Genomic DNA, 13,113 nt, shown 5'->3' on the forward strand with positions numbered 1-13,113 from the left:
GCGCCGCTTACGGTGCCAGAGACAGCACCTCCGCGGCCCAGCGCTGGAAACCGGCGACATCAAGATCCAGTGCCACTTGCGCGTTCGCTGGCTGTCCCAGGCGTCCTTCGATGTCGACAACGGTGGTGCCAGCGGTCCAGGTTCCTTGCGTTTCCACCGCCACAAAACACGGTTTGAGCGTAAACAGCTCCGGGCGAACCAACCACGCAATGGCGCACAGGTCATGCATACGCAGGCCGCTGCTCATGCTGCCGCTGCGATAGTGGCTGAATAATGCATGGAGCATTTTCCCGGTCTTGTTCAACGCCGGCAACGTCGCCAGATAGTCGGGCGCCAGTAGCGCCTGGTTCGTCACGTCCAGGCCGCACATGACGATCTCCAGACCGCTGCGGAACACCTGGGCTGCCGCCTCCGGGTCAATGGCAATATTAAACTCCGCGTTGGGCGTGAAGTTACCGCGCCCGGCGGACCCGCCCATGAGCACCAGCCGGCGAATGTTAAAGCGGCATTCCGGGTACTGCGTCAGCAACAGCGCAATATTGGTCAGCGGGCCAATCGCCACCAGCGTGATCGGCTCCGGGGCATGCATCAGCGCATCGCGAATCGCCTGGAAAGCCGGTTTCGGCAGCGGCTGGCAATCGTGCTCGACAAAATCATACCCTTCCATGCCGGATTCGCCGTGTACCGAGGCCGCGTCGCGTAGCGGACGTACCAACGGCATTGACGCTCCCTGGGCAAGCGGCACATCGGCCCCCCAGAAATGCAGCAGCTGCAGCGCATTGCGGGTGGTTTTTTCCACCGACACGTTGCCCGCGACCGTGGTCATCAATTGCAGATCCAGCTCGGGGGCAAACAACGCTGCGGCTATTGCCGCCGCATCGTCGATGCCGGGATCGGTATCAAGAATGATCGGTAAGCGCATGGTTTCTCCAAAAAAAATGCCAGACATTGAGTCTGGCATCTTCTCACAACAGGGGACCAAAGAACTTATTCTACTTCACGGACGTCAACCCGCAGCTCTTTCGGTACTTCGAAAACAATGTTCTCTTCACGGCCTTCCAGAGGCACCGCTTCACCGCCGCCCAGCTCCTGGAGGCGCGAAATCACATTCTGCACCAGAATATCCGGTGCCGATGCGCCCGCGGTCACGCCCACGCATGTGGCCACTTTGACCCACGCTTCCTGAATATCGGTGGCGTCGTCAATCAGATAGGCGGCTTTCCCCATCCGCTGAGCCAGCTCCGCGAGACGGTTCGAGTTAGAGGAGTTTTTCGACCCCACCACCAGCACCACATCTGCCTGTTCAGCCAGCGCGCGGACCGCTTCCTGACGGTTGGTGGTGGCGTAGCAAATATCATCTTTACGCGGCCCGACGATCTTCGGGAAGCGTTCACGCAGGGCATCAATGACCTCAGAGGTATCATCGACCGAGAGCGTAGTCTGGGTCATAAACGACAGTTTGGCGTCATTTTTCACGTCCAGCGTCCAGACATCATCCGGCGACTCTACCAGGTACATTCCCCCTTGCGGGTTGCTGTACTGGCCCATCGTCCCTTCGACTTCCGGGTGACCGGCATGGCCAATCAGGATCGACTCTTCACCACGACGGCTGGCACGGGCGACTTCCATATGCACTTTGGTCACCAGCGGGCAGGTCGCGTCAAAGACCGTCAGGTCACGGCTTTTGGCTTCGTTGCGTACCGCCTGAGACACGCCGTGTGCGGAGAAAATCAGGATCGCGCCGTCCGGCACTTCGCTAATCTGCTCGATGAAAATAGCGCCGCGCTGCCGCAGGCTATCGACCACATAGCGGTTATGCACCACTTCATGACGCACATAAATCGGCGCGCCATAGAGGGTCAGCGCGTTTTCGACAATGCTGATAGCGCGGTCAACGCCGGCGCAAAAGCCGCGCGGGTTAGCCAACAGGATCTGCATTTTACTCCTCCAGCGCCGGATCGATTTCCAGCACTTCAATATCAAAATGGACGGTGCGCCCGGCCAGCGGGTGGTTAAAATCAACGGTGATCGAATCGCCGTTCACTTCACGGATCACGCCAGGCATTTCGCTGCCATCCATTGCGGTAAAGAGCATAATTGCGCCGATTTCCGGCTCGCCCGCGTCGATAAATTCACGACGTGAGAAGTACTGGATAAGATCCGGGCTTGGCACGCCAAATGCGGCATCCGGCTCCAGGGAAAAGGTGGTTTTATCCCCCGCTTTAAGCCCCAGAAGATGCTGCTCCAGGCCTTCAGAAAGGGACCCGTCGCCGAGGCGAAACAGCGCAGGTTTACCGTTATTACGCGTAGACTCCGCGGTGGAACCGTCATCCAGTTTCAGCGTGAAGTGCACCAGCACCGCGCTGTTGCTCTGTACAGAGTTAGACATGCAGGTTTGCTCTAAGTTTTTATTTGTATTCACCCCGCCACGCCGAATGGCGAGCTGGCAGGGCAAACTTATCATGAAGGCCGGGTCAGCGCGAACGCGACCCGGCAGGGATCATCAGGCGGTTTTTTTGGCAGCGCCTGGTAAAAAACCTTCCAGCACAATCAGCGCCGCGCCGATGCAAATCGCGGTATCGGCCAGATTGAACGTGGCGAAGTGCCAGTCTCCGACATAAAAATCAATCATATCGACGACAAAGCCGTGCCACAGTCTGTCGAACAGATTCCCCAGCGCGCCACCAATAATCAGCGCGTAGGCAATGTTGTTCAGCTTTTGTGTGGCCTTTGAGCGGTACATCAATACCGCCAGAATCACGCAGATACCGATGGCGATACCGGCGAAGAACCAGCGCTGCCAGCCCCCGCTATCGGCCAGGAAGCTAAAAGCCGCACCATAGTTACGCGCATAATGCAGATTAAGCGATGGGAACAGCGATACCGTATCCCCCAGAGCGAAGTTCTGGAGGATCAGGAATTTGCTGCCCAGATCGATAATCAGCACGGCTACGACGACCCAAAGCCAGCGTAGCCCCGTTGAACAGACAGATTTACTCATCAGGCAAACTTACGTTGTTCGCCGTCACCGGCGACGTTGCTGACACAGCGACCGCAGATTTCTGCGTGTTCCGCTACCTTGCCGATATCACTGGTGTAATGCCAGCAACGCGGGCATTTTTCGCCCTCGGCTTTGCTCAACACGACTTTCAGGCCTTTCAGCAGTTCACTCTGCCAGGCGTCCGCCGGAGCCTGGGCATCTTCGACAACTTTCGCCCCGGAGGTCAACAGGACAAATCGTAATTCCTCGCCCAGCGCGTTCAGCTTCGCCGCCAGTCCGGCATCGGCATACAGCGTTACCGCTGCTTCCAGAGAACCGCCTACCAGCTTGTCAGCACGCGCCTGTTCGATAACTTTGTTGACTTCGCCACGCACCTGCAGCAGCTCGTCCCAGAAGCCGTCGTTCATCACTTCGTTGTCGGCCAGGCCGAACAGACCTTCATACCATTCACCGGTGAAGACGTATTTCTCGCGGGAACCTGGCAGGTAACCCCAGATTTCGTCGGCGGTGAAGGACATGATCGGCGCCATCCAGCGAACCAGCGCTTCCACGATATGGAACAGCGCGGTCTGGCAGCTGCGGCGCGCCACGCTATCCGCTTTCGCGGTGTACTGGCGGTCCTTGATGATGTCGAGATAGAACGAACCCATTTCGATGGAGCAGAAGCGCATCAGGCGCTGCACCACTTCGTGGAAATCGTAAGATTCATAGGCTTTCAGGATGTCTTCCTGTGCCGCTTGCGCGCAGCCTACCGCCCAGCGATCGAGCACCACCATCTCTTCCGGTTTCACCATGTCTTTTACCGGGTCGAAACCGTTAAGGTTCGCCAGCAGGAAGCGCGCGGTGTTACGGATACGACGATAGCTGTCAGCAGCACGTTTGAGGATCTCATCGGAGACCGCCATCTCGCCGGTGTAGTCGGTGGAAGCCACCCACAGGCGCAGAATGTCAGCACCCAGTTTGTTCATCACATCCTGCGGCGAAACGGTGTTGCCGATGGATTTGGACATTTTACGGCCCTGGCCATCAACGGTGAAGCCGTGGGTCAGTACCTGACGGTAAGGCGCTTTACCTTTCATCGCCGTGGAGATCATCAGCGAGGACATGAACCAGCCACGATGCTGGTCAGAACCTTCCAGATACATATCGGCGGCATGACCGGAGAACTCCGGACGCACGTCAACGACGGAGGAGTGGGTAGACCCGGAGTCGAACCACACGTCCAGGGTATCCGGCACTTTCTCGTAGCTATCGGCGTCGGTGCCAAGGATGTCGCGCGCGTCGAGATCCCACCAGGCCTGAATGCCGTCGGTTTCTACGCGTTTAGCGACTTCTTCCATCAGCTCCAGCGTGCGCGGATGCAGCTCCTGAGTCTCTTTGTGTACAAACAGGGACATCGGTACGCCCCAGGTACGCTGACGAGAGATACACCAGTCAGGACGGTTAGCAACCATTGATTCAATACGCGCCTGGCCCCAGTCCGGGATCCACTGCACGCCTTTGATCTCTTTCAGCGACTGCGCACGCAGGCCTTTCTGATCCATGCTGACGAACCACTGCGGTGTCGCACGGAAGATGATCGGCGACTTGTGGCGCCAGCAGCATGGGTAGCTGTGCTGCATTTTTTCAACATGCAGCAGCGCACCGCTTTCACGCAGCATCTCAACGATGATGTCGTTAGCTTTAAAGACGTTAATGCCGTCCAGCGCCGGGTAAGTTCCCGCCAGGTAAGCACCATCCGGTCCTACCGGGTTGGCGATTTCCAGACCGTACTTCTGGCTGATGGTGTAGTCATCCGGACCGTGGCCGCCGGCGGTATGCACCGCACCGGTACCCGCATCCAGAGTCACGTGATCGCCGAGGATCGCCGGCACGTCAAAGCCGAGGAACGGATGCTTAAAGCGCATCAGTTCGAGTTGATCGCCCTGCACCGTTGCCAGGATAGTGTAATCCGCGATGTCCGCGCGTTTCATAACGCTTTCAACCAAGTCCTTCGCCACAATCAGCGCCTGACCGTCAACCTGCACCAGCGCATAGTCGAATTCCGCAGACAGGGAGATTGCGCGGTTTGCCGGCAGGGTCCACGGGGTTGTGGTCCAGATAACCAGGGAAACCGGACCGTTGACGTCGGCAACGCCGAATTTCGCCAGCACTGCCGCTTTGTCTACCGCGTTGAAAGCCACGTCGATAGACGGAGAAGTTTTGTCGTAGTATTCCACTTCCGCTTCCGCCAGCGCGGAACGGCAGTCTACGCACCAGTGCACCGGCTTCGCGCCTTTGTGCAGGTGGCCGTTGCCGATGATTTTACCCAGCGCACGGATGATGTTGGCTTCTGTTTTGAAGTCCATAGTCAGGTACGGACGCGACCAGTCACCCAGTACACCCAGGCGAATAAAGTCTTTACGCTGCCCGTCAACCTGCGTCGCCGCGTATTCACGGCACTTGGCGCGGAATTCCGCGGCGGTGAATTTCTCACCCGGCTTGCCGTATTCCTGCTCGACTTTCAGTTCGATCGGCAGACCGTGGCAGTCCCAACCCGGAACGTATGGGGAATCATAGCCCGTCAGACCTTTGGACTTAACGATAATGTCTTTGAGAATCTTGTTAACCGAGTGACCAATATGAATGCTGCCATTCGCATATGGAGGGCCATCATGCAGAATGAAGGTTTTTTTGCCTTTTTTCGCTGCACGGATGATGCCGTACAGGTCATCATCGGTCCAACGCGCCAGCATTCCCGGTTCGCGCTTGGCGAGATCGCCACGCATCGGGAACCCTGTTTCCGGCAAATTCAGGGTCGATTTATAGTCACTCATCAGATTCTCGGTTCCGTATTTCGGTTTGATAAACACCAACAGGCTTATGCCTGCCTGGCCAGCCCAAAGAACTCGCGGGCCGTTAACTCATCACGTGCAATTTGCGCCTTTAGCTCATCAAGCGACGCAAATCGCTGCTCGTTGCGTATTTTCTTACGCAGTATTACATCTATATGGCGACCATAGAGGTCCATTACAACGTCCAGAAGATGCACTTCCAGCTGCTGGCGCACGCCGGCAACCGTTGGACGGGTGCCAATATTGGCGACGCCCACTAGCGGTTTGTCGCCTAAGCCTGTTACTTCAACCGCATAGACCCCTTTCACCGGGGAAACCTGACGGCGCAGCGGTAGGTTCGCCGTCGGAAAGCCAATGGTGCGTCCCAGCTCATCGCCGTGAACCACTCGCCCGGATATAGCAAAAGGATGTCCCAGCAGGGTTTCAGCCTGTTCGAGGTCGTCATCCGCCAGCGCCTGACGCACCGCGGTGCTGCTGATACGCACACCGCCTTCACAGAAGGTTTGGGTACTGGTTACGTCAAAGCCGTATTCTGTTCCTGCTTTTTGTAATAGCAAGAAATCCCCCTGGCGACCAGCGCCAAAGCGGAAATCATCGCCGACCGCAAGGAACTGCACGCCCAAACGGCGCACCAGCAGTTCACTGATAAAATCCTGGGCGGTCAGCGCGGCAAAGCGTCGGTCAAAACGCACGCACAGCACATAGTCAACGCCGCTCTCAGCCAGATAGCTCAGTTTTTCCCGTAGCCGCGTTAAACGCGCGGGTGCCTTGTCGGCTGCGAACAGCTCCAGCGGCTGTGGTTCGAAAATCATCACCACCACCGGTAAACCACGCTGGCGGCCCTCTGCGCGCAAACGCTGCAGCAACGCCTGATGCCCGCGGTGCACACCGTCAAAATTACCAATGGTCAGCACGCACCCGTGCGGCGCCTGACTGAGATTATGTATGCCGCGTATCAGCTTCATGTCTGGCTCAAAACAGTGAAAATCGTCCGAGTATACCTTGTACAACTGACGACGTTAACCAGCGATTGCACCTCTTCACCGAAAGATCCCGGTAATTCATCAACTCAGCGTAGGAATGCGGCAAAAACTCACCGGGGTCATCGATTTTTATGGTGGAAAGGCTGTATTCGCCAGCAACAAGCTGGTAGAATCTTGCGCCATCACTACGTAATAAAGCGTTGTTGTTTTAAGCGGCGCTTATTTGCACAAATCCATTGACAAAAGAAGGCTAAACGGGCATTCTCCTCGGCCTTTGAATTGTCCATATAGAACACATTTGGGAGTTGGACCTTGGCTAATATCAAATCAGCTAAGAAGCGCGCCGTTCAGTCTGAAAAGGCCCGCAAGCACAACGCTAGCCGTCGCTCTATGATGCGTACTTTCATCAAGAAAGTATACGCAGCTATTGAAGCTGGCGACAAAGCTACTGCACTGAAAGCATTTAACGAAATGCAACCGATCGTGGACCGTCAGGCTGCTAAAGGTCTGATCCACAAAAACAAAGCTGCGCGTCATAAAGCAAACCTGACCGCTCAGATCAACAAACTGGCTTAATCGCCCGTCTGTTATAGCTTTGAAAAAAACCCGCGAAAGCGGGTTTTTTTATGCCTGTTATCTGCGCCCAACAATGCCGCCCGCGCAATACTTTACGGCTGCGGTACGGTGAAGAGCGACGAGTAGTCGCGATTGCATATACGCTGCACCGCTGGATGCTGAATCATCCTCTCGGCAAAAATGGCGTGATACTCCTCCATCACATTATCCATCCGGCCGATCTCAATAATTGACTCATCCTGATAGAAATCGTGGGCGTAGAGCGTCGGCGCGACGAAAATCGCGTTGTGTGCTGCCCCAAATGCCTTCATCAGTGCCGCATCATCAAACTCGCCGAGGATCTCAACCTTCAGTCCCTGCGAATTGAACCAGTTGAGAAGCTTGCGACCGAGCATCGAGCGACGACCAGGGATCAGCAAGCGGCGCTCCTCAAGACAGGCGGGGAACGGTTTCTCTGGCGGTGGATTCATGCACCAGAAGCTCACGCTGCACTCGCCGATACGCACCGAAAACAGCCCTTCCTGTTGGGTAGAGTCGATAGGGCAGTCAGAGATAATCATATCCAGCTTGTGCTGGCTGAGCTGCTCCAGCAGCATTTCGTGGGTCGACTCAAAACAGCGTAAATGAATCTGCTCATCCTCAACCACAGCCGCATCCAGCACGCCGCTCACCAGACGCTTCGACAAAGCATCGGCGACGCCAACGTCGAACAGCAGGTTAGACTCTTTGCGGTAATTCACAATATCGAGCATTTCCTGGCTGAGGGTAAACATCCGGTCCGCGTAGCGGAACACCAGCTCGCCCAGCTCACTCGGCTCCAGCCCTCTGCCCTTACGCTTAAACAGCTTCCCCTGTAAACGCTCTTCAAGCGCTTTGATTTGCCCGGTGATGGTTTGCGGCGTCAGGAACAGAGCCTCCGCCGCGCCAACAACGGAGCCTTCCTTATAAACGTGCCAGAAGTAATACAGATGGTTGTAGTTAATATGCGACATGTTTCGCTCCCTGATAATGCCAGGGAGAGCCACCACAGGCTCTCCCTCAAATGTTAGACAGCAGCCGTATTCGCGACGCGCTGGCGCAGGATCATGTACCCGGTAACCGCCGAGAGGACGGAACCAATCAGGATACCCAGCTTAGCCCAATTGATGAGTCCAGGATCGACGTTACCGAAGGCCAGGCTGGCGATGAAAATCGACATGGTGAAGCCGATGCCGCACAGGATCCCGACCGCCACGATTTGTTTGCAGGTGGTGCCTTGTGGCAATGAAGCCCACTTTAATTTCAGCGCCAGCCAGCAGAACAGACTGATACCCAGCGGCTTACCAATAAACAGCCCGGCAATAATGCCCATCGGCAGCAGCGAGGTCAGCCCTTCAATCGTCACACCTTGCAGCGAGACCCCGGCGTTCGCAAAGGCAAACAGCGGCAGAATCAGATACGCCACCCACGGGTGCAGCACGTGCTCAAGCTGCTTCGCTGGTGACTTGCCGCCCTGCTCTTTCAGCGGGATCATAAAGCCGACAATCACCCCGGCTAACGTCGCGTGAACGCCGGATTTCAACACCGCGGTCCATAGCACAGCGCCCACCAGAATATAGATACCTGTGCGCCGCACGCCGCACAGATTCAGGGCTGCCAGCACGATAATGGCTCCCGCCGCAACGACCAGCGACAACACGGAAAGATCGTTGGTATAAAACAGGGCGATGATAATGATGGCCCCTAAATCGTCGATGATCGCCAGCGCCATCAGGAAGATTTTCAGCGCCGGTGGCACACGACTGCCGAGAAGTGCCAGCACGCCTAAGGCAAACGCGATATCGGTCGCCGCCGGAATAGCCCAACCCTCACGAGTGATCGGATCCTGGGCGTTAAACGCCAGGTACACCAGCGCAGGAACCACCATGCCACCCAGCGCGGCCACCACAGGGAAAATGGCCTGACGACGGCTGGCCAGCGCGCCCTGCATCATCTCGCGCTTCACTTCCAGACCAATCAGCAGGAAGAAAATCGCCATCAGCGCGTCGTTAATCCACAGCAGCATGTTCTTGTTGATTTCTAATGCGCCAACACGCAACTGCACGGGAGTGTCTAAAAAGGAGTGATACAGGCCGGTGGTGGCGCTGGTATTAGCCAGCAGCATTGCCAGCACGGCCGCACAAATAAGGATAATGCCCCCTGAAGCATCGCTACTGAAAAAACGCTGCAGATGTTTCACTTTTACTCTCTCTATTAAGGCTAATTCATCGATTAAACTATTCTAGTCGCCATAACACTTCGAAAAAATAAGATTATTGTTGCTGAATAGATCGGTTTTAACGATCTAATCGTAGCACATCATCAAAGCGCAACACGGAAATCGGGCATCACTCAGGTAGCGTGAGTCAGAAACAAAAAAAGCCACTTAACGATGAAGTGGCTTTTTTAAATAACAGCAGCTTAGCGGGTCAGGTCGTCGAAGAATTTCTTCACGCCATCAAAGAAATTTTTGGAGCGCGGGCTATTTTTCTCGCCCGTTGGTCCGCCAAAACTTTCCTGCAGGTCCTTCAGCAGCTGTTTCTGCTTATCGTTCAGCCCGACTGGTGTTTCAACCACCACGCGGCACAGCAGGTCGCCCTGAGCACCACCGCGCACGGATTTCACACCTTTACCGCGCATGCGGAACAGTTTGCCGGTCTGCGTTTCGCCAGGCACTTTGAGATTCACCCGGCCATCCAGCGTCGGGACTTCAATCTCGCCGCCGAGGGCTGCCATGGTGAAGTTAATCGGCACTTCGCAGTACAGGTTATTGCCTTCACGCTCAAAGATGGCGTGCTGCTTAACCTGGACCTGAACGTACAGATCGCCCGCCGGTGCACCGTGCTCGCCCGCTTCGCCTTCACCTGACAGACGAATACGATCGCCGGTATCCACGCCCGCCGGGATTTTGACCGACAGGGTTTTGGTTTTCTCAACGCGACCGTGACCGTGACATTTGTTGCACGGATCTTTAATCAGCGTACCGCGACCCTGACAGTGCGGACAGGTCTGCTGAACGGCGAAGAAGCCCTGACGCATCTGCACCTGGCCCTGACCATGACAGGTCGGACAGGTCTGCGGTTTGCTGCCAGATTTCGCGCCGCTGCCGTGGCAGACGTCGCACTCTTCCAGCGTCGGGATACGAATCTCTTTGGTCACGCCGCGAACGGCTTCTTCCAGCGTAAGATCCATGTTGTAACGCAGGTCAGCGCCACGCGCCGCACGCTGACGACCACGACCGCCGCCGAAAATATCGCCGAACACGTCGCCAAAGATATCGCTGAAGTCGGCACCGCCGCCAAAACCACCGCCGCCACCGCCCATGCCACCTTGTTCAAAGGCGGCGTGGCCGTATTGATCGTAGGCCGCACGCTTCTGGTCATCAGTCAGGATTTCATACGCTTCTTTGATTTCTTTGAATTTCGCTTCGGCTTCTTTATCACCCTGGTTACGGTCCGGGTGGTATTTCATCGCCAGGCGCTTATAGGCCTTTTTGATTTCACGCTCTTCCGCTGTTTTGGAAACGCCTAAAATCTCGTAATAATCTTGCTTTGCCATTGGTGTTTTTCAGCCCCTTAACATGCGTGCACGGGCGGAGAGGAAACCTCTTCGCCCGTGCCAGTGTTTTACCCGTTCAAAGGGCGATTATTTTTTGTCTTTCACTTCTTCAAACTCGGCGTCAACGACATCGTCGTCTTTCGCGTTGCTTTCGGAAGCTTCAGCACCGCCAGCCTGCTGCTGAGCGTGTTGCTGTTGAGCAATTTCCATCAGCTTCTGAGAAGCCTGTGCCAGCGCCTGCATTTTCGCTTCGATATCGGCTTTATCTTCACCTTTCAGGGAAGCTTCCAGCGCGGTCAATGCAGATTCGATCGCAGTTTTGTCGTCAGCCGGCAGTTTGTCGCCTGCTTCTTCAACCTGCTTACGGGTGCTGTGCAGCAGATGGTCGCCCTGGTTGCGGGTCTGAACCAGTTCTTCGAACTTACGGTCAGATTCAGCATTCGCTTCCGCATCGCGAACCATTTTTGCAATCTCTTCTTCGTTCAGGCCAGAAGAAGCTTTGATGGTGATTTTCTGCTCTTTACCGCTATTTTTGTCTTTCGCAGACACGTGCAGGATACCATCAGCATCGATGTCGAAGGTGACTTCGATCTGCGGCATACCACGCGGTGCCGGGTTAATACCATCCAGGTTGAACTGACCCAGTGATTTGTTATCAGAGGCGCGTTTACGCTCACCCTGAATCACATGGATAGTTACCGCAGACTGGTTGTCTTCTGCAGTAGAGAACACCTGGCTGTGTTTAGTCGGGATAGTGGTGTTCTTGTTGATCAGCGCCGTCATCACGCCGCCCATGGTTTCGATACCCAGCGACAGCGGGGTAACGTCGAGCAGCAGAACGTCTTTCACTTCACCGGTCAGTACACCACCCTGAACCGCAGCACCGATCGCCACTGCTTCATCCGGGTTAACGTCTTTACGCGGCTCTTTACCAAAGAATTCAGCAACTTTCTTCTGAACCATTGGCATACGAGTCTGACCACCGACCAGGATAACGTCCTGGATATCGGAAACGGACAGGCCCGCATCCTGCAGAGCAACTTTCAGCGGCTCGATGGAACGGTTCACCAGGTCTTCGACCAGGGATTCCAGTTTCGCACGAGTCACTTTGATGTTCATGTGTTTCGGACCGGTGGCATCTGCAGTGATGTACGGCAGGTTCACGTCGGTCTGCTGTGCGGAAGACAGCTCGATTTTCGCTTTTTCTGCCGCTTCTTTCAGACGCTGCATTGCCAGCGGGTCGTTACGCAGGTCGATGCCCTGATCTTTCTTAAACTCGTCAACGAGATAGTTGATCATACGGCTGTCGAAGTCTTCACCACCCAGGTGGGTATCACCGTTGGTCGCCAGAACTTCGAAGGTTTTTTCGCCGTCAACTTCGTCGATTTCGATAATAGAGATATCGAAAGTACCACCACCGAGGTCGTAAACCGCGATAGTACGGTTGCCGACTTCTTTATCCAGACCGTAGGCCAGTGCAGCGGCGGTCGGTTCGTTGATGATACGTTTTACTTCCAGACCTGCGATACGACCGGCGTCTTTCGTTGCCTGACGCTGAGCATCGTTGAAGTAAGCAGGTACGGTGATAACAGCTTCAGTTACCGGCTCACCCAAGTAATCTTCCGCGGTTTTCTTCATTTTTTTCAGCACTTCAGCAGAGATCTGCGGCGGTGCCATTTTCTGACCTTTCACATCAATCCATGCGTCGCCGTTTTCGGCGCCGATGATTTTGTACGGCATGATGGATTCGTCACGCTGAACTTCTTCGTCCTGGAAGCGGCGACCAATCAGGCGTTTAATCGCAAACAGGGTGTTTTGCGGGTTAGTCACTGCCTGACGTTTAGCCGGCTGACCTACCAGGATTTCGCCGTCCTGAGTGTAAGCAATGATAGAAGGCGTGGTGCGGTCGCCCTCGGCGTTCTCCAGCACACGAGCAGTAGTACCATCCATAATCGCGACACAAGAGTTGGTTGTCCCCAGGTCGATACCAATAATTTTACCCATCTAAACGTCTCCACTAAAAATTCGATCAACATGTGGTTGTGAACCTGTAATAAGGGCGAAACCTACGGTTTCAACTGCCCGGTCATGATTTTTTTCAGGTTCATTCACTGCGGTTGACTACAAGATGGGGTCGCCTGCC

The 13,113-nt window shown here is 55.4% G+C and carries 11 protein-coding genes; 1 reads left to right on the forward strand and 10 read right to left on the reverse strand.

What is annotated here, in order from left to right; all coding sequences use genetic code 11:
* Positions 1 to 7: 7 nt before the first annotated feature.
* The 6 genes from rihC to ribF all read right to left on the reverse strand — a co-directional run bounded on the left by rihC (position 8) and on the right by ribF (position 6,800).
* Positions 8 to 922 (reverse strand): ribonucleoside hydrolase RihC, encoded by a 915-nt coding sequence (gene rihC, locus ACMYSN_RS11260; RefSeq protein WP_462498038.1) that lies wholly within the window; start codon positions 920 to 922, stop codon positions 8 to 10.
* Positions 923 to 987: 65 nt separating this feature from the next.
* Positions 988 to 1,938: a 4-hydroxy-3-methylbut-2-enyl diphosphate reductase gene (gene ispH, locus ACMYSN_RS11265; protein WP_462498039.1), complete on the reverse strand. Its 951-nt coding sequence runs from the start codon at positions 1,936 to 1,938 to the stop codon at positions 988 to 990.
* A gap of 1 nt (position 1,939) precedes the next feature.
* Positions 1,940 to 2,389 carry an FKBP-type peptidyl-prolyl cis-trans isomerase gene (fkpB, locus tag ACMYSN_RS11270; protein ID WP_123757570.1) on the reverse strand — a complete coding sequence of 150 codons (450 nt, stop codon included), beginning with the start codon at positions 2,387 to 2,389 and terminating at the stop codon, positions 1,940 to 1,942.
* Positions 2,390 to 2,503: 114 nt separating this feature from the next.
* Positions 2,504 to 3,001 (reverse strand): signal peptidase II, encoded by a 498-nt coding sequence (gene lspA / locus ACMYSN_RS11275; RefSeq protein ID WP_123757571.1) that lies wholly within the window; start codon positions 2,999 to 3,001, stop codon positions 2,504 to 2,506.
* Entirely contained in the window at positions 3,001 to 5,817 is a 2,817-nt protein-coding gene (ileS, locus tag ACMYSN_RS11280; protein WP_462498040.1) for an isoleucine--tRNA ligase, read from the reverse strand. Before ileS ends, lspA begins: the two co-directional genes overlap by 1 nt.
* 44 nt (positions 5,818 to 5,861) lie before the next feature.
* Entirely contained in the window at positions 5,862 to 6,800 is a 939-nt protein-coding gene (gene ribF, locus ACMYSN_RS11285) for a bifunctional riboflavin kinase/FAD synthetase (protein WP_123757572.1), read from the reverse strand.
* 330 nt (positions 6,801 to 7,130) lie between these two features.
* Here ribF and rpsT point away from each other — a divergent pair, with 330 nt between their 5' ends.
* A complete protein-coding gene (rpsT, locus tag ACMYSN_RS11290; RefSeq protein ID WP_003018940.1) occupies positions 7,131 to 7,394 on the forward strand; it encodes a 30S ribosomal protein S20 in 264 nt (87 codons plus the stop codon).
* Between the two features lie 92 nt (positions 7,395 to 7,486).
* On the opposite strand, the gene nhaR is transcribed toward rpsT, so the two are convergent.
* The 4 genes from nhaR to dnaK form a co-directional block, all read right to left on the reverse strand.
* Positions 7,487 to 8,386: a transcriptional activator NhaR gene (gene nhaR / locus ACMYSN_RS11295; protein WP_123757573.1), complete on the reverse strand. Its 900-nt coding sequence runs from the start codon at positions 8,384 to 8,386 to the stop codon at positions 7,487 to 7,489.
* Positions 8,387 to 8,439: 53 nt separating this feature from the next.
* Positions 8,440 to 9,612, reverse strand: coding sequence for a Na+/H+ antiporter NhaA (nhaA, locus tag ACMYSN_RS11300; RefSeq protein ID WP_462498041.1), 1,173 nt, complete (start codon positions 9,610 to 9,612; stop codon positions 8,440 to 8,442).
* 221 nt (positions 9,613 to 9,833) lie between these two features.
* Positions 9,834 to 10,970 carry a molecular chaperone DnaJ gene (gene dnaJ / locus ACMYSN_RS11305; RefSeq protein ID WP_123757575.1) on the reverse strand — a complete coding sequence of 379 codons (1,137 nt, stop codon included), beginning with the start codon at positions 10,968 to 10,970 and terminating at the stop codon, positions 9,834 to 9,836.
* An 87-nt stretch (positions 10,971 to 11,057) separates the two neighbouring features.
* The gene (gene dnaK, locus ACMYSN_RS11310) at positions 11,058 to 12,974 is read right to left on the reverse strand and encodes a molecular chaperone DnaK (RefSeq protein ID WP_123757576.1); all 1,917 of its coding nucleotides are present in this window, start codon (positions 12,972 to 12,974) and stop codon (positions 11,058 to 11,060) included.
* Positions 12,975 to 13,113: the final 139 nt, after the last annotated feature.

This window comes from Klebsiella sp. R445, from assembly GCF_051131755.1.
GTDB lineage: Bacteria > Pseudomonadota > Gammaproteobacteria > Enterobacterales > Enterobacteriaceae > Klebsiella > Klebsiella lignicola.